The sequence below is a fragment of the Nocardia sp. NPDC056952 genome (genome assembly GCF_042674185.1).
Classification (GTDB): Bacteria; Actinomycetota; Actinomycetes; order Mycobacteriales; family Mycobacteriaceae; genus Nocardia.
This window is the reverse complement of record NZ_JBHURA010000007.1, coordinates 198,519-222,639: the sequence shown is the minus strand read 5'-3', so window position 1 is coordinate 222,639 and position 24,121 is coordinate 198,519. Positions and strand designations below refer to the sequence as shown.

Annotated in this window: 21 protein-coding genes; 12 read left to right on the top strand and 9 right to left on the bottom strand. The window is 67.9% G+C overall.

Annotated elements, in window-relative coordinates; genetic code table 11:
• Positions 1-82: 82 nt before the first annotated feature.
• A complete protein-coding gene (locus ACFTS5_RS24310; protein WP_378634915.1) occupies positions 83-730 on the top strand; it encodes an NADPH-dependent F420 reductase in 648 nt (215 codons plus the stop codon).
• On the opposite strand, the gene ACFTS5_RS24305 is transcribed toward ACFTS5_RS24310, so the two are convergent.
• The gene (locus tag ACFTS5_RS24305; protein ID WP_378634913.1) at positions 727-1,257 is read right to left on the bottom strand and encodes a winged helix-turn-helix transcriptional regulator; all 531 of its coding nucleotides are present in this window, start codon (positions 1,255-1,257) and stop codon (positions 727-729) included. The genes ACFTS5_RS24310 and ACFTS5_RS24305 overlap by 4 nt on opposite strands.
• An 83-nt stretch (positions 1,258-1,340) precedes the next feature.
• Between ACFTS5_RS24305 and ACFTS5_RS24300 the strand changes: the two genes are divergently transcribed.
• Positions 1,341-2,510, top strand: a complete 1,170-nt coding sequence (locus tag ACFTS5_RS24300; protein WP_378634910.1) for a thiolase family protein — start codon at positions 1,341-1,343, stop codon at positions 2,508-2,510.
• Positions 2,511-2,583: 73 nt separating this feature from the next.
• On the top strand, positions 2,584-3,549 hold the full coding sequence (locus ACFTS5_RS24295; RefSeq protein WP_378634908.1) for an o-succinylbenzoate synthase: 966 nt from the start codon (positions 2,584-2,586) through the stop codon (positions 3,547-3,549).
• Positions 3,550-3,560: 11 nt separating this feature from the next.
• Here the strand turns inward: ACFTS5_RS24295 and ACFTS5_RS24290 are convergent, their stop codons facing one another.
• Together ACFTS5_RS24290 and ACFTS5_RS24285 are read right to left on the bottom strand one after the other, a co-directional pair.
• Positions 3,561-4,091, bottom strand: a complete 531-nt coding sequence (locus ACFTS5_RS24290; protein WP_378634906.1) for a TIGR04338 family metallohydrolase — start codon at positions 4,089-4,091, stop codon at positions 3,561-3,563.
• Between the two features lie 72 nt (positions 4,092-4,163).
• Positions 4,164-4,964: a DUF2786 domain-containing protein gene (locus tag ACFTS5_RS24285; protein WP_378635266.1), complete on the bottom strand. Its 801-nt coding sequence runs from the start codon at positions 4,962-4,964 to the stop codon at positions 4,164-4,166.
• 271 nt (positions 4,965-5,235) lie between these two features.
• Here ACFTS5_RS24285 and ACFTS5_RS24280 point away from each other — a divergent pair, with 271 nt between their 5' ends.
• From ACFTS5_RS24280 to ACFTS5_RS24255, 6 genes are all read left to right on the top strand, one after another.
• Positions 5,236-6,513 carry an ABC transporter substrate-binding protein gene (locus ACFTS5_RS24280; RefSeq protein WP_056823877.1) on the top strand — a complete coding sequence of 426 codons (1,278 nt, stop codon included), beginning with the start codon at positions 5,236-5,238 and terminating at the stop codon, positions 6,511-6,513.
• Positions 6,514-6,558: 45 nt separating this feature from the next.
• A complete protein-coding gene (locus ACFTS5_RS24275; protein WP_378634904.1) occupies positions 6,559-7,536 on the top strand; it encodes a carbohydrate ABC transporter permease in 978 nt (325 codons plus the stop codon).
• Positions 7,537-7,547: 11 nt separating this feature from the next.
• Positions 7,548-8,435 (top strand): carbohydrate ABC transporter permease, encoded by an 888-nt coding sequence (locus ACFTS5_RS24270; protein WP_378634901.1) that lies wholly within the window; start codon positions 7,548-7,550, stop codon positions 8,433-8,435.
• 97 nt (positions 8,436-8,532) lie between these two features.
• Positions 8,533-10,806, top strand: coding sequence for a transglycosylase domain-containing protein (locus ACFTS5_RS24265; RefSeq protein ID WP_378634900.1), 2,274 nt, complete (start codon positions 8,533-8,535; stop codon positions 10,804-10,806).
• Positions 10,807-10,983: 177 nt separating this feature from the next.
• Positions 10,984-11,439: a GyrI-like domain-containing protein gene (locus tag ACFTS5_RS24260; protein WP_358066940.1), complete on the top strand. Its 456-nt coding sequence runs from the start codon at positions 10,984-10,986 to the stop codon at positions 11,437-11,439.
• Complete coding sequence (locus tag ACFTS5_RS24255; protein WP_378634896.1) at positions 11,439-11,870, top strand: GyrI-like domain-containing protein; 432 nt, start codon at positions 11,439-11,441, stop codon at positions 11,868-11,870. The genes ACFTS5_RS24260 and ACFTS5_RS24255 overlap by 1 nt, the downstream gene beginning before the upstream one ends.
• A 59-nt stretch (positions 11,871-11,929) precedes the next feature.
• Here ACFTS5_RS24255 and ACFTS5_RS24250 read toward each other — a convergent pair whose 3' ends face one another.
• The 4 genes from ACFTS5_RS24250 to ACFTS5_RS24235 form a co-directional block, all read right to left on the bottom strand.
• A complete protein-coding gene (locus ACFTS5_RS24250; RefSeq protein WP_358066934.1) occupies positions 11,930-13,039 on the bottom strand; it encodes an inositol-3-phosphate synthase in 1,110 nt (369 codons plus the stop codon).
• On the bottom strand, positions 13,032-13,589 hold the full coding sequence (locus ACFTS5_RS24245) for a PadR family transcriptional regulator (RefSeq protein ID WP_056823890.1): 558 nt from the start codon (positions 13,587-13,589) through the stop codon (positions 13,032-13,034). Before ACFTS5_RS24245 ends, ACFTS5_RS24250 begins: the two co-directional genes overlap by 8 nt.
• Before the next feature lie 147 nt (positions 13,590-13,736).
• A complete protein-coding gene (locus ACFTS5_RS24240; protein WP_378634892.1) occupies positions 13,737-14,534 on the bottom strand; it encodes a DUF1707 domain-containing protein in 798 nt (265 codons plus the stop codon).
• A gap of 7 nt (positions 14,535-14,541) precedes the next feature.
• The gene (locus ACFTS5_RS24235) at positions 14,542-15,612 is read right to left on the bottom strand and encodes a DUF1707 domain-containing protein (protein ID WP_378634890.1); all 1,071 of its coding nucleotides are present in this window, start codon (positions 15,610-15,612) and stop codon (positions 14,542-14,544) included.
• A 123-nt stretch (positions 15,613-15,735) separates the two neighbouring features.
• Here ACFTS5_RS24235 and ACFTS5_RS24230 point away from each other — a divergent pair, with 123 nt between their 5' ends.
• The 3 genes from ACFTS5_RS24230 (at position 15,736) to ACFTS5_RS24220 (ending at position 21,033) form a co-directional block, all read left to right on the top strand.
• Complete coding sequence (locus tag ACFTS5_RS24230; protein ID WP_170112103.1) at positions 15,736-16,152, top strand: DUF5318 domain-containing protein; 417 nt, start codon at positions 15,736-15,738, stop codon at positions 16,150-16,152.
• A 939-nt stretch (positions 16,153-17,091) separates the two neighbouring features.
• Positions 17,092-19,272, top strand: a complete 2,181-nt coding sequence (locus ACFTS5_RS24225; RefSeq protein WP_378635263.1) for a transglycosylase domain-containing protein — start codon at positions 17,092-17,094, stop codon at positions 19,270-19,272.
• 21 nt (positions 19,273-19,293) lie between these two features.
• Complete coding sequence (locus ACFTS5_RS24220) at positions 19,294-21,033, top strand: glycosyltransferase family 87 protein (protein WP_378634886.1); 1,740 nt, start codon at positions 19,294-19,296, stop codon at positions 21,031-21,033.
• Positions 21,034-21,065: 32 nt separating this feature from the next.
• Here the strand turns inward: ACFTS5_RS24220 and ACFTS5_RS24215 are convergent, their stop codons facing one another.
• Positions 21,066-22,616 (bottom strand): TerD family protein, encoded by a 1,551-nt coding sequence (locus tag ACFTS5_RS24215; protein WP_378634884.1) that lies wholly within the window; start codon positions 22,614-22,616, stop codon positions 21,066-21,068.
• A gap of 22 nt (positions 22,617-22,638) precedes the next feature.
• Positions 22,639-23,994, bottom strand: a complete 1,356-nt coding sequence (locus ACFTS5_RS24210; protein ID WP_378634882.1) for a TerD family protein — start codon at positions 23,992-23,994, stop codon at positions 22,639-22,641.
• Positions 23,995-24,121 lie beyond the last annotated feature (127 nt).

The following is a 24,121-nucleotide window of genomic DNA, read 5'->3' as shown; positions in this document are numbered from 1 at the left end:
CTCGGCGCGATTCTGGTCCGGCCCTATGCTGATGCTCGGCCCCGGTGATCGCCGGGCGGGTTTGTCGACATGAGGTAGTGACATGCGCATAGCGGTACTCGGCACCGGCCAGGTCGGTCGACGGCTGGCGAGCAAGCTGGTCGAGGTCGGGCACACGGTGACGATGGGGTCGCGGACCGCCGACAATGCCGACGCGACCGCGTGGGCTGCCGAAACCGGCGGCACACACGGCACTTTCGCCGAGGCGGCGGCCGCGGCCGAACTGATCGTGAATGCGACGTCGGGCACGGTATCGGTGGCCGCGCTCACCGCGGCCGGGGCGGACAACCTGGCGGGCAAGATCCTCGTCGACGTCTCCAACGCACTCGACTTCTCGCAGGGCTTTCCGCCGAAACTCGTTGTCCCCGAAGCGGGCAGCGTCGCCGAGGAAATCCAGCGGGCCTTTCCGGCCACCCGCGTGGTGAAGACGCTCAACACCACCAACAACCAGGTGATGGTCGATCCGGCCCGAATTCCCGGACAGCACACCGTCTTCCTCAGCGGTGACGACGCCGATGCCAAGACCCAGGTGGCGCGGCTGCTGAACTCCTTCGGCTGGGCCGACGAACAGCTGATCGACCTCGGCGCGCTCAACACGGCCCGCAGCACCGAACCGGTCGTCCTGCTGTGGGTCAGCCTGTTCCAGGCCCTCGGCACGGAGGACGTGACGATCGGCGTGTTCAGCGCCTAGCTGTCCAGGTTCTTCTTTCGGCGTTCGGCGCGGTCGCGGAGGTAGTCCTCGTTGACTCGGACCGCCAGGCGTTCCAGGGGGATCTCGGTGCCGTCGGAGGTGCGCAGGTCGACGCGGACCGGTTCGCCGGTTTCCGCGTCCACCCGCAGGAGCGGCGGGGGGCCCGGCTGGAGGTAGGCGTCGCCCCATTGCCAGAGGGCCACGACCGCGGGAAGCAAGTCCCGGCCCATCTGGGTGAGGGCGTATTCGTGCCGGGTGCGCTTTCCTTCCTCCTGGTAGGGGCGCTTTTCCAGGAGGCCGGCGGCGGTGAGTTTGCGGAGTTGGGCCGCCGCGGCGGCGTCGGTGATGCCCACTCGGTGGGCGAAGCCGTCGAAGCGGCGGGTGCCGTAGTAGGCCTCGCGCAGGATGAGCATCGCGGAGCGGGTGCCGATGAGGTCCATGGCTCTGGCGATCGAACAGCCCGCCGTCTCCCATTTGCTGAGATCGGCCAGGGGTCCTTCCATCACGGCTGCCATGAGAGACATCATAGCCAATCTGACTTGAGTCGATGATAGTTAGGATCTAAGCTGGCTATTGTCAGATAGAGCCAGCGTTGGCGAAAGAGGACTTCATGCGAGACGCGGTCATCGTCGAAGCGGTACGCACCCCGATCGGGCGGGGCAAGCCGAACGGCGCACTTCACGACGTTCATCCGGTCGATCTGCTGGCACACAGCCTGCGGGCGGTGGTCGAGCGCAGCGGGATCGATCCCGCGCTCATCGACGATGTGATCGGCGGCATCGTCACCCAGGTCGGGGAACAAGGATCGAATATGACCCGGCGAGCCGCGCTGGCCGCCGGATATCCGGAATCCGTGCCTGCCACGACAGTGGACCGGCAGTGCGGCAGCAGTCAGCAGGCGATTCACTTCGCCGCACAGGGAGTCATCGCGGGGGCGTACGACATCGTGGTCGCGGCCGGAGTGGAATCGATGGGGCGAGTCCCCATGGGCGCCAACCTGATCGGCGCCACCGACCTGTCGGGCATCGCCTTCTCGCAGCGTTATCCCGAGGACCTCGTCCCGCAGGGAATCAGCGCCGAACTGATCGCCGCGAAATGGGGTCTGACGCGAACCCAGCTCGACGAATTCGCCCTCGGCAGTCATGAAAAGGCCGCTCGGGCAACCAAAGACGGACTCTTCACCGCCGAACTCGCACCGATCAACGGGCTGACCACGGATGAGGGAATCCGGGTCGGCAGCACCATCGACACCCTCGCGAAACTGAAGCCCGCCTACTACGACCCCGCGATGGCGGCGCGGTTCCCGCAGATCGGCTGGGAGATCACCGCCGCCTCCGCCAGCCAGGTCAGCGACGGGAGTTCCGCGGTTCTGATCATGTCCGGCGAACGCGCCGAGCAGCTCGGCCTGCGGCCGCTGGCCCGCCTGCACAGCTTCTCGGTCGCGGGCGACGACCCGTTGCTGATGCTCACCGCGGTCATTCCGGCCACCGAGAAGGTGCTGCGCCGGGCCGGTCTGGACATCGGCGACATCGACCTATTCGAGATCAACGAGGCATTCTCGCCGGTCGTGCTCGCGTGGGCGAAAGAGACCGGGGTGGATATGAGCCGGGTCAACGTCAACGGTGGGGCGATCGCGCTCGGGCATCCGCTGGGCGCTTCCGGGGCGCGGTTGATGACCACGCTGGTACACGCGATGCAGCAGCGTGGAGCGCGCTATGGGTTGCAGACCATGTGCGAAGCGGGTGGCCTGGCCAACGCCACCATCATCGAACGCCTGTGACATCGGACGGCGGCGCTCACCGTGCGCGCCGCCGTTCGTCTCGACCCGCGTAGCGAGATCTACGATCGGTCGGGTGAGCACCGAACTGTTTGTTTATGCGATTCCGTTGCGGACACGGTTTCGGGGGATCACTGTGCGCGAGGGGATGCTGATCCGGGGCGAGCTGGGGTGGGGCGAGTTCTGCGCGTTTCCCGAATACGACGATCGCGAAGCGGCCGGGTGGTTGGCTACCGCTGTCGAACAGGTGACAACGGGGTGGCCGGCCCCGGTGCGTGATCGAATTCCGGTGAATTGCACTGTGCCCGCGGTGGATCCCGTGCGAGCCCGCCGGATCGTTCGGGAATCCGGTTGTGCGACCGCGAAAGTGAAAGTGGCGGACCACCCCGACTCGCTGGCCGAGGACGTGGCTCGGGTGGCGGCGGTACGCGAAGCGATCGGGGAATCAGGGGCCGTTCGGATCGATGCGAACGCGGTGTGGGACGTGGAAACCGCCGTCCGGCATATCGGAGAGATCGACAAAGCCGCCGGGGGTTTGGAATACGTAGAACAGCCGTGCCGGACCGTGGCGGAACTGGCCGAGGTGCGTCGGCGGGTTTCGGTGCCGATCGCGGCGGACGAGTCGATTCGCCGGGCCGAGGACCCGATGCGGGTGGCGGTGGCCGGTGCCGCTGACGTGGCGGTACTCAAGTGCACGCCGCTGGGCGGGGTCCGGCGAGCATTGGCGGTTGCCGAGGCGGCCGGGCTGCCGACCGTCGTCTCGTCGGCGCTCGAGACCAGCGTCGGCTTGTCGGCGCAGCTGGCATTGGCGGGCGCGCTGCCCGAGCTCGAATTCGCCTGCGGGTTGGGCACTCTCGCACTGTTCGAAGGCGATCTCGTCACAGAGTCGTTGCTGCCGGTCGACGGATGGTTGCCGGTCCCGGCCTCGCCACCGGAGCCCGACCCCGCATTGCTGGACAAATACCGACACCCCGATCCCGACCGTGTCGACTGGTGGTTGCGACGCTACGAGCGAGTCAGCGCCTTGCTCGAGGACCGCTGAGCGAGAAATCTCTAGCCGAACCGGACACCGCACCCGGCGAAGGTCGTCCGGATCAGCAATGCGGCTTCCGGACCGATCACACCGTCCACCAATTCGACATAGCGGCTACAGAATTCGGGTCCGTGTGGTGCCTGCGCCGAATCGGGCGCCAAGTGATGGGCGAGTTCGTGCAGGACCACCAGTTCGCGAAGCGCCCAAGCGGTGGAGCCGGTGTGCAGCGGGACGGCGAGGACCGCGCTCTCCGGCTCGTAGTGAGCGGCCGCGGCACCACCCCTGGCCCGGACCCTGATCGATACTGTGGCTCGCTCCCATTGCGCGCGAACCCAATTCAGCGCCAGCACCTTGTCCGCGTAGCTCTGTACCGACTCCACCGAGGCGAAGCGTCGCTCCACCGGCAACGTCAGTTGCGAGCCGTAGACGTCGACCGTCCGATGGCCGAACTCATCGGCACGATCGAATACCCCACGCACCAACTGCTCACCGTCGTAGACCTTGGCACGCTGGCTGTCGCGCTGCGGCCGTGGCGAACTACCCGGCGACACAGCACTGCCCGCCGCCGCGCACCGGGAGCGGGCTGCCGACGGCCCGGTCGAGCGCCGATAGCCCGGTCAGTCTCATCGGCCCGACAGCTTTCCCCGTGCGGCAGGGAGTTCCGGTGAGGAGCCGAGGCGGGCGGTACGGCCCGCTCGGTCGCCCGCGCGACGGGCCGCGGCGGAGTGCCCGGTGGAGGTCTGCGGCCCACGCCAGGTTCCGCGCGCCTCGGAGGTAGCCGTGTAGAAGTCTGTGAGGGCTACTTCTTTGTCCCGCAAAGCCAGGGCGGTACCCGTCGATTCGACCACCGATTCCTCGGCGACGACTTCGGCTTTCACCTCGGCCAACCGCGCACCGATGCGGGCGGCGAAGGCCATCTGGAAATTCAGCCGCGCGGTGACTCCCGCCACCGGCGCCTGCACCTTGCGACGGACGGTACGGCCGAGGCGCTTCTCGGTGACGATCTTGACCACGGTCGCCTCGCGGTAGGCGCCGGATTTGATGTAGTGGTCCGACGCGCGGACCATCTGGACGAGCAGACTCGCGTACAGCGCTTCGCAGGTGTCGATGTCGGCGGCGAAGCCGTAGGCGTAGACCTGGGCGGAAGTACGGGCGACATCGCAGCGAATGTCGTTGGCCGAAGCGATCGCCACGAACAGCTGGACGTAGGTACGCAGACCTTTTCGGCCCGGTTCGCCGATCGGGATGATCCGCTGCACCGGCGCCGACCTGCGCTCACGCGACGCCACATGCGAGCGCGCCACCGCGAGATCGATCGAGGATTTCGTCGCCAGTCGCTGAGCCGCGGCGAGGAAGGCCTCGGCCTCGTGCGCGTTGTCGGTGGACTCGGCCTTGCGCAGCAAACCGCCGATGCGGGTGAGCATCCGATCGGGCGTAGCGGCCGGCGAGGGACTTGTCACAAGCAATGACCCTAAGCCACCACACTGACAGAAAAACTGTGTAAGTCTGTGCCCGTTCTCGGCCGCCTCGATCCGGACCGACCGAAGGGTGCGACGAAGGAATGCCCGCAGGAAGGGAAGATCGAGGCCTCCCAGGCCGAGAACACGCGGCGCCCGCGCCGCCGAGAATCCTGTATGTTGCCTGTTGCACCGCACGGTGTGCTGCTGCTCACGTCTTGACCCTGGAGTGTCTGCGATGGCCTTGAAGTTTGTCCCCAGAGCGACGATGGCTGCTGCCTCGATCGCGTTGCTCACCGCGACGTTCGCCAGCGGTTGTTCCAGTGACGACGGGGGCAACGCACTCGACCAGAACCTGACGGGCCGCGGCCCGATCACCTACGTCGAGGGCAAGGACACCACCGAAACCGGTGTGGTCAAGCAGCTCATCGACCGCTGGAACGCCGCGCACCCGAACGAGCAGGTGACGTTCAAGGAGCAGTCGGCCGACGGCACCCAGCAGCACGACGACCTAGCCGAGCACTTCCGCGCCAAGCAGGACGGCTACGACGTGGTCGCCCTCGACGTGCCGAACACCGCCGAGTTCGCGGCCAAGGGCTGGATCCAGCCGCTCGAGGACAGCTTCGCGATCGATACCGCGCCCCTGCTCGCGCCGACCGTGGCCAGCGCCACCTACAACGGCAAGCTGTACGCGGCGCCGAAGAACACCAACGGCGGCCTGCTGTACTACCGCAAGGACCTGGTGCCCAACCCGCCCAAGACCTGGACCGAGATGCTCGGCCAGTGCCAGGTGGCCCGCGACAACAACATCGGCTGCTACGCCGGTCAGCTCGCCCCCTACGAGGGCCTGACCGTGAACACCTCCGAGGTCATCAACGCCTTCGGCGGCAGCTTCGTCGGTGCCGACGGCAAGACCCCCACCGTGAACAGCCCGGAGTCGAAGGCGGGCCTGAAGGTCCTCGTCGACGCCTACAAGAACGGTGACATCCCCAAGGAAGCCATCACCTTCAAGGAAGGCGAGAGCGCCAGCGCGTTCGAGTCGGGCAAGCTGCTGTTCCTGCGCAACTGGCCCTACCTGTTCGCCCAGGCATCCGCCGAGGGCTCCGCGGTGAAGGACAAGTTCGGTGTCGCCCCGCTGCCGGGCAACACCGGCGTCGGCGCCTCCACCCTGGGCGGCTACAACGCCGCGATCAGCGCGTTCTCCAAGAACAAGGCCACCGCCGCCGACTTCGTTCGCTACCTGATCAGCGAAGAGGCGCAGCAGATCATCGCCTCGGGCTCGCTGCCCTCGGTGCGCTCCTCGCTCTACGACGACCCGGCCCTGATCGCGAAGATGCCGTACCTGCCCACGCTGAAGGAATCCATCGCCAGCGCCGTGCCGCGTCCGGTGACCCCGTTCTATCCCGCGGTGTCGAAGGCCATCCAGGACAACGCCTATGCTGCCCTCAACGGCACGAAGTCCGTCGACGACGCGGTCGCCGGCATGCAAAAGGGCATCGAGACCGCCGGTTCGTAGCGGTACGCGCAGCGGACCCGACCAGACCGTAGGAGAGTAGTAACGGTGTCGGATCCTTCGGGAGCCAAGCAGCGCGGGCTAGCGCTGCAACTGCGACAATCCGGCAAGGCGTGGCTGTTCGTCGCGCCCGTGCTTGTCGCGCTGGCCGTGGTCATCGGATATCCGGTGGTCGAGGCGATCTGGATGTCCTTCTCGAAGGACTCCGGCATCGACCCGGCCACCGGGATGTTCGTCGAGGGCGGCAGCGCCGGATTCAGCAACTACACGCATTGGCTGCTGCAGCAGTGTGGGTCGCTGAACGGCACGGTGTCGTGCCCCACCGGCACGCTCGGCTCGCAGTTCTGGTCGGCGGTCGGGATCACCCTGTTCTTCACCGTGGTGATGGTGTCGATCGAGGCCCTGCTCGGGCTCGGCATGGCCATGGTGATGGGCAAGACCTTCCGCGGCCGGGCGCTGTTGCGCGCCGCCGTGCTGATTCCGTGGGCGATTCCCACCGCGGTCACAGCGCGACTGTGGGAGTTCATGTTCCAGTACGACGGCGTGGTGAACCGGGTGCTCGGCACGCACATCCTGTGGACCTCGGACATGTGGGCGTCGCGGTTCGCGGTGGTCGCGGCCGATGTGTGGAAGACGACGCCGTTCATGGCCTTGCTGATTCTGGCTGGGCTGCAAGTGATTCCGGCCGACGTGTACGAGGCGGCCAAAGTCGACGGCGCGACTGCCTGGCAGCGGTTCGTCCACATCACACTGCCGCTGCTCAAGCCCGCACTGCTGGTCGCGGTCCTGTTCCGCACCATGGACACGCTGCGCATCTACGACCTGCCCGCGATCATGACGCTGGGCAACCCGTCGACGAACACGCTGTCGATCCTGGTGGTCGAGCAGGTACGCCAAGGCCCCAACAGCGCCGCGGCACTGTCGGTGATCACCTTCCTGCTCGTCTTCGCGATCGCGTTCATCCTGGTGAAGGTGCTGGGCGCCAACGCTGTTCGCACTCAGGAAGACCAGCGGAAGGCGAACTGATGAGCATGTCGATGACGAAAGAACCTGTCGCGGAGGCGAAGACGCTGCCGGTGCAGCCGGTGTCGTGGCGCAAGCGGCTCGGCACGGTGCGGCTCTATCTCGGTGTCGCCATCGTGCTGGTGTGGGGCCTCGGCCCGTTCTACTGGATGGCCGTGGTGGCGTTCCGCGACCCGGCCCACACCTTCGACAGCACCCCGTGGCCCACTCACGTGACGCTGGAGAACTTCCGCAACGCCTTCGACACCAGCCGCGGCAACAACTTCGGCAAGGCACTGCTCAACAGTGTGATCATCGGATCGGCGACCACCGCCGTGGCGCTGATCCTCGGTGTGCTCGCGGCCTACGCGCTGGCCCGGATGACCTTCGCGGGCAAGTACCTGGTCTCGGGACTGATCCTGTCGGCGTCGATGTTCCCGGCCGTCGTGCTGGTGACGCCGCTGTTCCAGCTGTTCACCGATATCGGCTGGATCGGCCAGTACCAGGCGATGATCATCCCGAACATCTCCTTCGTGCTGCCGATGACGGTCTACATCCTGGCCTCGTTCTTCGCCGAACTGCCGTGGGAGCTCGAGGAGGCCGCGCGCATCGACGGCGCGAGCAAGTTCCAGGCCTTCCGGTTGATCATGCTGCCGCTGGCCGCGCCCGCGGTGTTCACCACCGCGATTCTGGCGTTCATCGCCTCGATCAACGAGTACCTGCTGGCCCGGTTGCTCTCGGGCGACGACACCAAGCCGGTGACGGTCGCCATCGCGAGCTTCTCGGGCAACGACCCGCTGGTACAGCCGTATGCGGCCATCATGGCGGCGGGCGTGATCGTCACCGTGCCGCTGGTGATCATGGTGCTGATTTTCCAGCGTCGCATCATCTCCGGTCTCACCGCGGGCGGCGTCAAGAGCTGACCTGCCGGGTTCTGCCGCCATCGCCGGGTAGAGTCGCCTGCACCGATGTCGACGTCGGTGCAGGTGAGTTCTTCTGCTCGCTCCGAAAGGAGATGGTGTGGCCTCCCAGCGCGGGCGCGGGCGTTCCGATGGGGACGTTCCGTATACCTCGATTGCCGGGTTCCGCGATCCGCTGGCGAAAGAGCAGAAGCCGGCCAAGGGCGCGGCGCGACGGGCACAGGCCGCACGGCTGGCCGCCACCGACGGGTCCGGCGACCCACCCCCGGAACGCAAGCCACGCACCAGGGGTCAGCGCATCCGGCGGTTGCTGCTCGCGCTCTTCGTGATCTTCGTGTGTGTGCCCGCGCTGCTGTTCGTCGCGGTGTACTGGAGTTCGGAGATCCCCGAACCGGCCGAGGTCGCGGTCGAACAGCCCGCGACCGTCCTCGCCGCCGACGGCACCACCGTGCTGACCAAATTCATTCCGCCACAGGGTAATCGGATTCCCATCCCGCTCACCGATGTGCCGTTCCCGGTGCGGGACGCCGTGCTGGCGGCCGAAGACCGCACCTTCTACACGAACGCCGGTTACTCGACGAGCGGCTTCCTGCGCGCCGCTCGCGACAATGTGACGGGTCAGGACAACGCGGGCGGCGGCTCGACGATCACCCAGCAGTACGTGAAGAACGCGTTCCTCAGCTCCGAGCGCACCGTCACCCGCAAGATGCGGGAGTTGATCATCGCGGCCAAGATGGCGCGGCAGTGGAGCAAGGACGAGATCCTGTCCGCCTACCTCAACACCATCTACTTCGGGCGCGGGGCGTACGGGATCGCGTCCGCGGCGAAGGCCTACTTCGACAAGCCGGTGCCGGAGCTGACTCTCGCGGAAGGGGCCGTCTTGGCGGCGGTGATCCGCTCGCCCTCGGTGCTGGACCCGGAGAACCATCTCGATCAGCTGCGGGCGCGCTGGCAGTACGTGCTCGACGGGATGGTCGAGATGAAAGTGCTCGCGCCCGGCGACCGGGACGCGACGGTGTTCCCGCCGATCATCCCGCTCGACGACGTGCCGACGGAGTCGGCTGCGCTCGGACCGGAAGGCCATATCCGCACCCAGGTGCTGCGCGAACTGCGGGCCGCCGGCCTCGACGACGCCGACATCAACACGGGCGCACTGCAGATCACCACCACCATCGACGCCGCGGCGCAGGCAGGCGCGGTCGATTCGGTGCGTGAGCGGCTGTCGTGGCAACCAGCGGAGCTGCGCTCGGCCGTGGTGTCGATCGATCCGCGCAGCGGGGCGGTGCGGGCCTATTACGGCGGCGAGGACGGGACCGGGTTCGATTTCGCGCAGGCGCCGCTCCAAACCGGTTCCGCGTTCAAGGTTTTCGCGCTCGTCGCCGCCCAGCGGCAAGGCATCCCGGTGACACGGGCGATGGACAGCTCGCCCATCACCGACCGCGGTACCGAGATCACCAACGTCGAGGGTGACTCGTGCGGACGCTGCTCGCTCGCCGAGGCGCTCAAACGCTCGCTGAACACCAGCTTCTATCGGCTCACCATGACGATGGCCGACGGCCCGCGCTCGATCGCCGAGGCCGCGCACCTGGCGGGCATTCCCGAGTACATTCCCGGCGTCGAGGGCGTGAGCCTGTCGGAGCCGGACGGTTACCCGCTCAACGGGATCGTGCTCGGCCAGTACCTGGTGCGACCCATCGACATGGCGTCGGCGTACGCGACGCTGGCTGCCTCGGGGGTCTATCACCAGCCGTACTTCGTGCAGAAGGTGAGCACCGGGGACGGGCGGGTGCTGCTCGACCGCAGCTGGGAAACCGCGACAGGCAAGAGACATTCAGAGCCCGAACAGCGGATCACCGCGGCGATCGCCGATGCCACCACCGCCGCGATGCTGCCGATCGCCAACTACTCCAACGGCCACGGCCTCGCCGACGGCAGGCAGTCGGCGAGCAAGACCGGAACCACCCAGCTCGGCGAGACCAAGGACAACAAGGACGCGTGGATGGTGGGGTACACGCCCTCACTGTCCACCGCGGTCTGGGTGGGCACCGAGAACCCACAACCGCTGCGCAACGGTCGCGGTGGGGCCATCTGGGGTTCAGGGCTGCCCGCCGACATCTGGAAGCAGTCGATGGACGCCGCGCTGGCCGGAACGCCGGTCGAACAGTTCGAAGTGCAGCCGGTGCCGAACCCGCCGCTGGTGCCCTCGCCGGGCACCGGACCGGCGCCGACACCGGGCGGCGGCTTCGACATCTTCGGTCCGCCGACGAACTCACCGCGCCCCGCGCCGCCGCCGCTGATCATCATCCCGCCCGCACCGACGCCTGCCGCCCCCGGTGAACTGTTCCCCGGGCTCGGTGGTGAAGGGCCGCGATAGATCACGAGTTGGCGCAGCCGGACCCGACTACCCTGAGGACATGGCAACATCGTTGCCCAGAGCGCGAACCGCCCGACCAGGGGTCGAATGATCCCGGCGCGGAACCTGTCGGACCGATACGGGAGGATGTGCGGTCGGTACCGACATGCGACGACACTAGACATAGGGGCTACGCAGGTGGATTTCAATGTCGTTGACCGTCCCGAGACGCTGATCGCGGGCACGGTGCTTCGCAGTCCGGCGCTCGCCGTGGAGGGGCCGCGCCGCGCCAAAGTGGTCGAGGCGTGGGCGAACCTGCGGGCGAGGACGTTACCGGGGCCGGTCGCGACGGGCTATGTCGATTTCGCGCCGGAGATCAACTCCTACCTCACCCACATCGTCGGCTACGAGTGCAAGACTCTCGCCGACCTGGAGGTAGGCGACGTGCTCGGCCGGATTCCGGCGGGCCGCTACGCGCGATTCGTGGCCAGCGGCGACAACCTCGGCGACACCATCGTCGGGCTCTGGCGCCAGGTATGGGACGCGGAGGCCGCGGGTGAATTCGTGCGTGCCTACACCGGCGATTGCGAGCAGTATCCCGACGAACGCACGGTCGAGATCTTCGTTTCGCTGACCGAGGAGAAGGACAGCTGATGGCCGTGGATTTCGAAATCGTCACCCTCGACGACGGTTTGATCGCGGGTCTCACCGTGCCGTTGGCCGGGCGTGAGGTGACCGCGCGTGATCTCGACCTGGTGAACTTCACCTGGGATCGGTACCTGTCGCGGGAGAAGACGGTGCCCCGCGCGGCCGCCTACATCGGTCAGAACGATCATGCGGTGGCCGTGCTCGGCTACGAGGTCGCCGGCTTGGACGACATCGACGAAGGCGACGTGCTCACCCGCATCCCCGCGGGTCGCTACGCCAAGTTCGTGGTCTCGGACAAGCCCTACGATCTGCTGCGCACCGCGTGGGCGCAGGTGATCAAGGCCGAGAACGCCGGCACCATCACCCGCTCGCACACGGCCGAGCTGGAGCGCTACACCGGTCCGACCTCGGTCGAGGTGTACGTCTCCCTGGACTGAAGACGACAAGAGCCGGTGTGCACGAAAGTTCGTGCGCACCGGCTCTTTTCGTTCAGTGACTAATCGGCACCGATGATGAACGCCTCGAGCTGAGTGCGCGCCACATCGTCGGCGATCTGCACCGGCGGGGACTTCATCAGGTAGGCCGAAGCCGGGATGACGGGTCCGCCGATGCCGCGGTCCTTGGCGATCTTCGCCGCGCGGACAGCGTCGATGATGATGCCCGCCGAGTTCGGCGAGTCCCACACCTCGAGCTTGTACTCCAGGTTCAGCGGGGCATCGCCGAACGCACGACCCTCGAGGCGGACGTAGGCCCACTTGCGGTCGTCGAGCCACTCCACGTAGTCCGAGGGACCGATGTGGACGTTGCGGTCGTGGACCTTGCCCGCGAGCGCCCCGGTGAGGTTCGAGGTGACGGCCTGGGTCTTGGAGACCTTCTTCGACTCCAGACGCTCACGCTCGAGCATGTTCTTGAAGTCCATGTTGCCGCCGACATTGAGCTGGTAGGTGCGATCGAGCACCACGCCGCGGTCTTCGAACAGCTTGGCCATCACGCGGTGGGTGATGGTCGCGCCGACCTGCGACTTGATGTCGTCACCGACGATCGGGACACCGGCGTCGACGAACTTCTGCGCCCAGACCGGGTCGGAGGCGATGAAGACCGGCAGCGCGTTGACGAACGCGACATTCGCGTCGATCGCACACTGCGCGTAGAACTTGTCGGCCTCTTCCGAACCCACCGGGAGGTAGGAGACCAGCACGTCGACCTTGGCGTCCTTCAGTGCCTTGACGACGTCCACGGCCGGAGCCTCGGACTGCTCGATGGTCTCGGCGTAGTACTTGCCGATGCCGTCGAGGGTCGGGCCACGCAGGACCGTCACGTCGGTCGGCGGCACATCGGAGATCTTGATGGTGTTGTTCTCGCTGGCGAAGATGGCCTCGGCCAGGTCGAAGCCGACCTTCTTGGCGTCGACATCGAACGCGGCCACGAACTTCACGTCACGGACGTGGTAGGTGCCGAACTTGACGTGCATGAGGCCGGGAACGACCTGGTTCTCGTCGGCATCCTTGTAGTACTGCACGCCCTGCACCAGCGACGATGCGCAGTTGCCCACACCGACGATCGCGACGCGAACTTCGCCGGATCCAACCTTGTTGACATCACTCATGGCCGCTCTTTCCCTCTTTCTGTGGTGCCGCCTTCGTCGATTGCTCCGCCGCAATCAACTCGTTGAGCCAGCGCACTTCGCGCTCGCTTGATTCCAATCCGAGCTGGTGGAGCTGCTTGGTGTAGCGATCCAGTGACCCGCTGGCCTTCTTGATCGCTTCCCGCAGACCCTCTCGGCGCTCCTCGACCTGACGACGTCTGCCCTCCAGAATCCGCATTCTCGCCTCGGCGGGAGTGCGGCTGAAGAAGGCAAGGTGAACGCCGAAGCCGTCATCGGTGTAGTTCTGCGGACCGGTGTCGGCAAGGAGTTCGGAGAACCGTTCCCGGCCGACCGGCGTGAGCCGGTAGACGCGGCGCGCACGGCGCGCGAGCGCGCCGTCCGGAAGCTCCTCGGCGATCAACCCGTCGGCCTGCATTCTGCGCAGCGTCGGGTAGAGCGAACCGTAGGAGAAGGCCCGGAACGCTCCGAGCAGGCCCGTCAACCGCTTGCGCAGCTCGTAACCGTGCATGGGCGCGTCGAGGAGCAGGCCGAGAATCGCCAATTCGAGCACTGCCGACCTCACTCCCTGACTATGACGACCTGAAAGGCCGAACAGACCTAACCGTGGATGCGAGTTCCAACTATATCGGAGCGATACATCTACGCACAGTCGAATGTGACGCATGCGTCATCGACGCAGGTCATGGAGATGGAGCGATCAGCGCTCGGCGGGGTACACCGCGAGCGGTTCGCCGTTGGGCCGGATTTTCAGGTATCCGCTCTGCTCGGCCTCGTTCTTGACGTAGATGCTGATTTCCAGCTCGGCGTCTTTGCCGCCACCGGGCGGGAACCTGACCAGAACGTGCGAGACCCAGCCATTGGGGACGCGGGTCGTCTGGGAGGCGCCGGACATGAGGCGGGCATAGCGGGCCAGGTCGATGTCGGCGAGGTCGAACGAGCGAGTGTCGGGGGGACGGGAGCCCTGTGAACCCCACTTTTCGAAGTCGCCGCGGTACTGCAACTCGTCTTGCTTGCCAGGTTTTCCGGAATCTCGTTCGACCAGGGCGTATTCCGGATACACGGTCAGCTCGTCGGCGAGGGTGGTGCCGTATTCGGCGCGATAGTCCGCGACGAAATGGGCGAGCCCGTTGCCGGTGGTGAGGTCGGGTAGCGGAGTGCCGAGGACGGCGTCGCCGACGGTGCGACCGAGCAGGCCGACCCCCGCGCCGAGCAGTCCGGCGAGCACGATCGCGCCGACCGGAACCCACCAGCGCCGGGGTGCGCGGGGAACGCCACGTGCCACCGGAGTCGCGGCGAGGTCAGCCGGGACCTGTAGATCGTCGACCAGCCGGTCGAGAGCGCCGAAGTTCTCGGCGTGCATGGCGGTCGCGGTGCGGGTTTCGTGCTCGGCAGCAGTGAGCTGGCCGTCGGCGAGGGCGGCATCGAGCACCGAGCACACGTCGGCGCGGTCGGTGTCGCGGGCGCGCAGGTTGCGCGCCGGAGACGGAGGCTTCATCGCTGGGTCATCCTTCGTACGGGTAGGTCTTCAGCACGTCGCCCGACAGCGTGAGGACGAAATGGCCTGATTGGGCGACCTCGTTCCGGACGAAGATGGTGATCCCCGGCCCTCCCGCCCAGCTGTCATTCGCTATCCGGAAATGAGTGACCGCGCCGTTCGGTACCCGCACGGTGGCCGCGGCCTTCGCGAGTGCCACACCGAGCGCCTCGGCGTTCACCTGTGCCAAATCGATGGTGACGGCGTCGCGCTTGCGGCTGCTGACCTGCGAACTCGTTCGGGCGAAGCCGCCGCGATAGGTGTAGTCGACGGTGGAGTTCCCGTTGCCGGGTGCGCGCCGCACGGCGGAGGCGTGTTCGTCGTGCATGACCGCCTCGTCGACAAGGGTGTCGCCGAAGCTGACGCGGTAGTCGTCACGGAACTGCACGAATCCGGCGAGAGTGTTGAGCATCGGCGTCGGAATCACCAGCGGTGATGCCGCGTCGTAGTCGACTGTCGCGGCCACGGCCGCCGCGGGCTCGGGCTTGTCGTCGCGGACCGTCCACACGAATCCGGCGACGGCGGTGACCGTTGCCAGTGCGATGACCACCAACCGAGTGCGGTCGCGGCGGACGCGCGGCTTGTTCGGCGCGGCCGGTCGCTGTTGCAGGTCGGCCACCAAGGTGGACAAATCGCCCAGTGTTCGTGCTTCTGCGGCCAATTCGACCATTGCGGCGTGTTCGTCGGCGTCGAGTTGGCCGTCGGCATGGGCTGTGTCGAGTGCGGCGACCGTCGACGCGCGGTCTGCCGATCTCGCCCTCGTGCGGGCGGGATACCGATCGGGGGCGCGCCGACGGGGACGTTCGACAGCGGAATCCTCGCCGAAAACCGCAGGTGATTGCAGGTCCGCGACCAAGCGAGCGAGCTCACCGACCGTGCGCGCGCCGTTCGCTGACAACACGCGATCGTGGTACTCCTGCGCGCCGAGTTGTCCCTCGGCGTAGGCCGCGTCAAGCACGGTCGACGCCTGTGCGCGATCGATGTCACGTGCGCGCAGCACCGAATCGACGGCTGCCCGTCGCTGCCCGGATTCAGCCATGGCCGTGGGTCACCTCACCTGCGAAAACACCCGGATGAACCCCGGTATCGGGAGTTTAGTCCGGGAGATCGGATCAAACGATGCCGTGGGCACGCGTATCCGAACCCCGCTACTCTGGTGATCGTGCGAATTCAGCGGCAGGTGGTGGACTATGCGCTCCGGCGCCGGTCCCTGCTGGCCGATGTCTACGCGGGGCGGGTCGGCGTCGCCGAGGTGTGCGACGCGAATCCGTATCTGCTCCGGGCCGCGAAGTTTCACGGCCGGGGTAGTGAGGCGACCTGCCCGATCTGCCGGAAAGAGCAGCTGACGTTGGTTTCGTGGGTGTTCGGCGATGGGCTCGGCCAAGCGGCCGGGTCGGCGCGGACGCCCGAGGAACTGATTCGGATGGCCGAGTCGAACGAAGAATTCTCGGTGCATGTCGTCGAGGTATGTCGCTCGTGCAGCTGGAACCACCTGGTGCAGTCGTACGTGCTCGGCACGGCGCCCGCCCCCGCCCGGCGACGGACGAGTTCGCGAGCCCGGCGCTCTGCTGCCGAATGATGGCGTGTGGAGCGACGCGGCTGCGCAGTGACGGGCGGCCCGAACAAGTGATGGTGGCCACCGCGTGATGCGCCACTGTTCGGGGTGCACCCTCTCCGCGCCGGTACTCCGGCGCGGATGTCGTGTGCCCGAACCTTACAAGTTATGGAGATCTGGTCAGTGAGTTCGCCCTACGAGTCCTCCCCCCACGGCGATGATCCGCGCGGCGGCCGTCCGGCTCGGGGTGCGCAATCAGGTCTCCCCCCGCAGTCGGGTGATCGGCCCGGTGGTCCCCCGCCGCGCCGGCCCGTGCCGCCCGCCGGTCCGCGCCCGCAGGGTGCGCCAGGCGCTCCCGCGCAGGGCGGGCGCCCGCAGGGTGGTCCGGTGCCTGGTGGACGCGGTCCGCAGGGACCGCCGCCGAATCGTCAGCAGGGGCCGCCGCCCGGTGGGATGCCGCCGCGCAGGCCGGGTCAGCCGCCCCAGCGTCCCGGTGGTCCGCAGGGTGGACCGCCTCCGCAGGGTGTGCCCGGTCAGGGCAGGCCGCCGCAGGGCAGGCCCCCGCAGCCGGGTCGTGCCGTGCCGCCCGCGGCGGGCGCCACACAGAAGTTGCCGCGTCCCGGCAGCCCCGACGAGTCGACCGTGCGGGCGAACCAGCCTGGGCGGACCGTGCGCGGCGCGAACGACGACGTAGCCAGGACGGCTCGCGCGGGCGGTGCCGCCGCGGCCGCACGGGCCGGCGCGGGCCGGCGCCCCGGTGGGCCCACTTCCGGTGAACGTCGCGCCACCGTGCCGGGTGGCCCCACCACCGGTGAACGTCGCGCCGCAGGCGTGGGCGGCACCCCGCCGCCGACCGGTCCGCGCAACCGCCGCGACGGTGGCGGGGGCGACGACGGCTCGGGTAGTGATGGTGCGGTGAAGAAATCGCCGTGGCGGATCGTGCGCCGGACACTCTATGTCCTGATGGCCCTGGCCATCGTCGTGCCGAGCGCGGTGTTCCTGGTCGCCTACACGGCGGTGTCGGTGCCCAAGCCGGGCGACCTCGAGACCAACCAGGTGGCGACGATCTTCGCCAGCGACGGCACCACCGAGATCAGCAAGGTGGTTCCGCCGCAGGGCAACCGCACCGAGGTCTCGATCGATCAGATCCCGCCGCACGTGCGCAACGCTGTGATCGCCGCCGAGGACCGCGACTTCTACACCAACCCCGGCTTCTCGGTCTCGGGCTTCGCCCGCGCCGCCCGCGACAACATCCTCGGCAAGGAAAGCGCCGGTGGTGGTTCCACGATCACCCAGCAATACGTGAAGAACGCGCTGGTCGGTGACGAGCGGTCGATGACGCGCAAGATGCACGAGCTGGTGATCTCGGCCAAGATGGCGCGGCAGTGGAGCAAGGAAGACATCCTCGCCGCCTACCTGAACACCATCTACTTCGGTCGTGGCGCGTACGGCATCGACGCCGCGGCCAAGGCCTACTTCGGCAAGCCGGTGCAGGAGCTGACCGTGGCCGAGGGCGCTGTCCTGGCCGCGACCATCCAGCTGCCCTCGATGCTGGATCCGGAGAAGAACCCCGAGGGCGCCAAGACCCGCTGGAGCTACGTGCTCGACGGCATGGTCGCGGAGAACAACCTGCCCGCGACGGAACGTCAGGGGATGCAGTACCCCCAGGTGGTGACGCTGGCTTCGCTCGGCGACAAGAACAACGACGAGGGCCCGTCCGGTCTGGTGAAGAACCAGGTGCTCCAGGAGCTCTCGACCGCGGGCATCAGCGAGCAGCAGCTGAACACCGAGGGTCTGCAGATCACCACCACGATCGATCAGAAGGCGCAGGACGCCGCGATCAAGGCCGCGCAGGGCAAGCTGGAGGGTGAGCCGGAGAACCTGCGCACCGCGGTGGTCTCCGTCGACCCGCGCACCGGTGCGGTGCGCGCCTACTACGGCGGCAGCGACGGCCAGGGCTACGACTTCGCCAATGCCGGTCTGCCGACAGGCTCCTCGTTCAAGGCGATCGGTCTGGCCGCGAATCTCGAACAGGGCGTTCCGCTCTCGCAGCTCTACGACAGCTCGCCGATCACCGTCAACGGCATCCAGATCGGCAACGTCGAGGGTGAGGGCTGCGGCATGTGCACCATCGCTGAGGCGCTCAAGCGTTCGCTGAACACCAGCTTCTACCGCATGCAGCTGGACATGCAGAACGGTCCGCAGAAGATCGCCGACATGGGCCACAAGCTCGGTATCGCCAAGGAACTGCCCGGCGTCGGCGAAACGCTGACCGAGCCCGGTGGCGTCGGCCCCAACAACGGCATCGTGCTCGGCCAGTACCAGTCGCGCCCGCTCGACATGGCCTCGGCCTACGCCACCTTGGCGGCCTCGGGCGTCTACCACGCACCGCACTTCGTGCAGAAGGTCGTCACCGCCAAGGGTGAGGTGCTGCTCGATCGTGGCGAGCCCGCCGGTGAGCAGCGGGTGAGCGCGGCCGTGGCCGACAACGTCACCGCGGCGATGAAGCCGATCGCGGCCTACTCGCGCAACCACAACCTGGCCGGTGGCCGCGAGTCCGCCGCCAAGACCGGTACCCACCAGCTCGGCGACACCGGCAACAACCGGGACGCCTGGATGGTCGGCTACACCCCGTCGCTGTCGACCGCGGTGTGGGTCGGTACCGAGCAGGGTGACCCGCTGAAGAACTACGGCGGCGGCAGCATCTACGGTTCCGGTCTGCCTTCCGACATCTGGAAGGCGACGATGGACGGCGCGCTGTCGGGCACGCCGAACGAGTCGTTCCCCAAGCCCGCCCCGATCAAGGGCCAGGCCGGTGTGCCGGAGTGGTCGGCGCCCTACACCGCGCCATCGACCACCGTGCCCGCGATCGTGCCGCCGGTGATCGTGCCCTCGCAGGTCGAGATCCTGCCCGGCATCCGGATTCCGGTGCCCGGGGTGCAGCAGCAGCCCGCGGTGCCGCAGTCGCAGGCCACGCCCGAGACCGGTGCGGGCCCGCTGCCCGGCCAGCCGACGGCGGGGCCGGAGGGCTCGCCCGCGACACCGGGGAACGGCAACGGCGGGTCGACCAGACCGACCAACGGAGCCAACGGCAACGACAACGAGAGCAGCGGCGCGGGAACCACGCCGACCCGATCCCGGTAACCACCGGTAGCCTCGGATGTCGTGACCGATCAGCAACTCGCGGACCAGCCGGCGTCGAGTGGTACCCGGCCGGGCCGCGAGGCGGGGTATGTGGCGCCCGCCCGGCTGGCGCCCGATCTCCGCTCGATCGATGCCCGTGACCGGCCGAGCCGCAACGACTCGCTGACCGCGCAGCTGTCCACCGTGGTCGGCGGCCCGGTCGGCGACCACGCGCTGATCGGGCGGGTGCGGTTCTGGACGCCGCTGCGGGTGATGTTCGCCTTCACGGTGATCTTCCTGGCGCTGGGCTGGTCGGCGAAGGCCGGCTGCATCCAGCAGACCAGCGACGGCGACGGCGGTCTGATGCTGGACTGGAACAACGGCCGCCAGTACGTGGCCATGTGCTACTCCGACACCGTGCCGCTCTACGGCGCCGAGCGGCTCAACGAGGGCGCGTTCCCGTACAAGAAGTCCTGGACCGAATCGACGCCCGACGGTGGCACCGAGACCAGATACATGGAGTATCCGGTGCTTTCGGGCCTGTACCAGTACGCGGCGATGCAGATCGGCAATGTCTGGGATCACCTGCCGCTGCCCGGTGCGATGTCGGTGGTGGTGTATTTCAACGTTGTCGCACTCGGCCTTTCGGTCGGGTGGCTGATCACGGTGTGGGCCTCGTCGCGATTAGCCGGGCGACGGGTATGGGATGCCGCGCTGGTCGCGGTGTCGCCGCTGGTGATCGTGCACATGTTCACGAATTTCGATGCGCTCGCCACCGCTTTCGCGGCCACCGGGCTGTTGGCGTGGGCGCGCCGTAAGCCGGTGCTCGCGGGCATCCTGCTCGGGCTGGGCGGGGCGGCGAAGCTGTATCCCTTGTTGCTACTCGGGCCGATCGTGGTGCTGTGTCTGCGCGTGGATCCGATGCAGCGTCAGCCCGCCGCGCGGGCCGGGCTGCGGTTGCGCGAGGTCGACAGTCTCGATTCCGCCCGTACCTGGTTGCGTGAAACACCGGCGAGGACGCACCTTTTCGCGTTGCGGCCACTGGGCGCGGCCACCCTCACGGTATTCGCCGCGGTGGGCACGTGGGCGGCCGTGAATCTGCCGATCGCGGCGCTGTACCCGCAGGGTTGGCGAGAGTTCTTCCGGCTCAACACCACTCGGCACGCCGACCCCGATTCGATCTACAACGTGATCACCTCGTTCACCGGCTGGACCGGCTTCGACGGGCCGATCGGGCACGGTGAACCGCCGACCATCCTGAACACGGTCTCGCTGCTGGCCTTCGTCGCCGCCTGCGCGGGCATCGCCTACCTGGCGCTCACCGCGCCGCGGCGGCCGCGCCTGACCCAGCTGTGCTTCCTCGTCGTCGCGGCCTTCCTGCTGACGAACAAGGTGTGGAGCCCGCAGTATTCGCTCTGGCTGGTGCCGCTGGCCGTCCTGGCGCTGCCGCATCGACGAATTCTGCTGGCCTGGATGACGATCGACGCACTCGTCTGGGCGCCACGCATGTACTACTACCTCGGCGAGGACAACAAGGGCCTGCCCGAACAGTGGTTCACCGGCACCGTCGTCCTGCGCGACCTGGCTGTGCTCGGCCTGTGCGCGCTGATCGTCTACGAAATCCTGCGCCCCCAGAACGACGTGGTCCGCCGTGACTTCGTCGACGACCCGGCGGGCGGCGTCCTCGACCGAGCCCTCGACCCGCTACTCCCCTGGCTCCCGGAATTCCTGCGCCCGAAACAGGCCACGATCAGCGCACGGCCGATATCGGTGCTGAACTGATCCGAGCAGGCGCGGTGACGAGACGTGCCGGTCTACATCCGCAGGTAGCGGGCCTGGAGTTCGGGTTCGGCGGGGAGCATGTCGAGGTCGAGCTCCCAGGCGTTGCCGGTCCAGGGGTCGAACAAGGGGGTGCCGGGGATTGTCGGGAGGTGCCGGCACGACTGGGCGAGGAGATCGACCGGGCCGTCGCCGAATTCGCCGTTGCCGCCGACGATGACCAGGGACAGGCCGATCAGGTCGCCGCGGACCATCAGTTGGCCCAGGCGCACGACGTCGCTGCTCTGGTAGCCGTGGGGGAAGTCGGCGGCGACGAGGATGCGATGTTCGGTGGGAGGTACGGCTTGTCCGCTGTTGTAGGCGATGTCGGCGAGCTCGGCGGCGTGGGCGAGTTCGGCGAGGCGGGCGGAGATGTCGCCGTGGCCGGCGATCACCGGGCCTGCCAGCAGCGGGGCGAGCGGGGCGGCGAGGGTGCGCAGACCGCCGGTGAGGTCGATCAGGTCGACCTTGGTCGGCTTGTCGGGGATCGCGGCGACCAGCCGGGCCACCAGGGCGCCCACCACGCGCGAGGCCGCGGCGGTGGATTCGGTATCGACCCAGAGCGGCCGATTCAGCGGTACCGGAACGCAATACGGTACGCGCAGGCCACCGCGGTCGAGCGCATACAGCTCGCCGAGGCGGATCCCGTCGCTGCGAGCGGCACGGGTGGTCCACGCGGGAGCGAGCCAGGAGGCCAGCGCGGCGGGCATGGCGGCGTCGGCTTCGGCGATCTCGAGGCCGAGTTGGTCGCTGTCGCGGCGATGGTCGGCGTCGGCGAGCGCTACCAGTTCGTCGTGCCGGCGTTGCGCTTGCGCGCGGGCCGCGTCGGCCGCGGGAGTGTTGCGGGTCGCCGGGTTCGACACCGCTTCGGAGAGTTCCTGATCCAGGCGCTTGGTCGCGTAGTCGCGCGCCGAGACCAGGGCGGCGGCGGAGCGGGCGGCGTCTTCGAAGATCATCCACATGCGTTGCAGTCCGTGGTCGACTTCGAGTGGAATGCCCGAGGTGGGTGCGGGTCTCGCGACCGTCTCGGTGGGAGCGGTTGGCGGCGCGAGCGGCGCCGCCTGCCAGGCTTGGGCGGGTGCGGGCTCCGGCGCGGTGACGCCGTGCGCGGTGAGCAGCTGCGGGGAGCCACCGGCGTAACCCTGACCGAGCGCCCGCAACTTCCAGCCACCACCGCGCCGGTACACCTCGAGGCAGATCAGCGCCCGCTCGCCCGCGGTCGGCGAGATGACGAATTCCGCGGCAGGGCTACCGTTTTCGTACAGCGACGCGGTGACCGGTCCGAGCGCGTGCCCGCCCGCGACGAACAGCAGCACGGCATGCGCGTCGGACCTGATCTGCGACAGCGTCAGATCCACCGCCGTCCCCGCGAAGCTCACGCCAGGGGCCGCGGGCCGCGACGCGCACACATGATCGTGCTCGTCGCGAACCCGCAGATCCTCGCCGACCACCAGCGCCCCGAGTTCGACGGTGCCGGTGGTCTGCGCGGTGAAGCGCACGGAATCAGCAGTCAGAGCAGTGTTCTGCCCCGCCTTCAGGTGAATCACGGTGTGTCTGCCCTGTCTTGGTTCAATTACCGCCGAGGAATCGGCCCAGCTGCGGCACCGCTTCACCGGGGTGCTTGGCGTTGAAGCCCTCGCCCAGCGCCTGCATCTTCCAGTCGCTGCCGACGCGGTACACCTTCGCCATCGCCATCGCGGTGAACGGCATACCGCCCGCGAGGGTGTAGCGGGCCAGCTCACCGTTGGTGGTGCCGTCGATCAGGCGGCTGAACGCGTTCTGCACCTGCTCGAAGGAGTGGCCCTTGTACGAGGTGACGATGAACAGCAGCGTGGTGATGTGCGCCGGGATCCTGGTGAGGTCGACGAGGATCATCTCGTCGTCGCCGTCGCCCTCACCGGTGAGGTTGTCACCCTGGTGGCGCACCGAACCGTCCTTCGACGACAGCTGGCCGTAGTAGGCCACGTCGACGAGGTTCTGGTCGGCGAACAGGCAGACCGAGGCGTCGAGGTCGATGTCGACGGTGCGGTTGCCGAACATCCCGCGCGTGCGCACCGGGTCCCAGCCGAGGCCCATCTTGACGAAGGTCAGCGCAGCGCCGCCCTCCTTGCGCAGCGTGACCCGCTGGCCCTTCTGCAGGCTGACCGGGCGATCCTTGCTCAAACTGATCTCGCCCGCGGGCTGCTGCGGCGCGCCCTGCGCGGGCGGCGGGTAACCCTGTCCGGGCGGCGGCGGGTAGCCGCCACCGGGCGGCTGCTGGGCCGGGCCGGGGGGCGGCGGGTAGCCACCGCCGGGCGGGGCGTAGGCGGGTGCGGCCTGCTGCGGGTAGCTGGGCGCGGACTGCGCCGGGTAGGCGGGCGGGGCCTGCTGCGGCGGAGGCGGCGCGGGCGCGGCCTGCTGCGGGGCGGCCTGGGCGGGTGAATCATCCACCTGCACACCGTGATCGGTGACCAGCGCGGCGAAACCGCCGGCGTAGCCCTGGCCGACCGCGCGCACCTTCCAGCTGCCCTGACGGCGGTACAGCTCGAGCGCGATCACGATCGACTCGGCGTTCAGGCCGTCGATCTGGTAGCTGAACAGCTGGTTTCCCGAAGCATCGGAGACCAGCGCGGTGGGCGGCGCGAAGCGGCCGAAATTGCTGGTCGCGTCGTCGAGGGTGATCACCGCGCGGATCTGATCGATGTCGGCGGGCACCGCGGACAGCGAAACAGCAAGTGAGGCAGGCTGACCCGCCGGTCCGGGGCGCAGATCGACACCCGGCCCACTCGGCTGGTTGTAGAAGACGAAATCAGCGTCGGTGCGGACCTTGCCCTGCTCGGTCACGAGCAGCGCGGAGAGGTCGGCCGGCGCGGTGACCTGGAGCGAGATCACCACGTCACTGACGGCCAGCGGGCCGTTCTGGCCCTTGGCGAGTGTTGCAGACAAGTTCGACCCTTCTTGTCGTGAAATGGAGCTTGTCGTTTGGTGGGTGTTCCACGGCAGTGCTTGTCACTCTACGAGAAACCGGCCGCACGCGTCCGTGCTCTGTGGCCCGGGCGTACTTTCCCCTGAT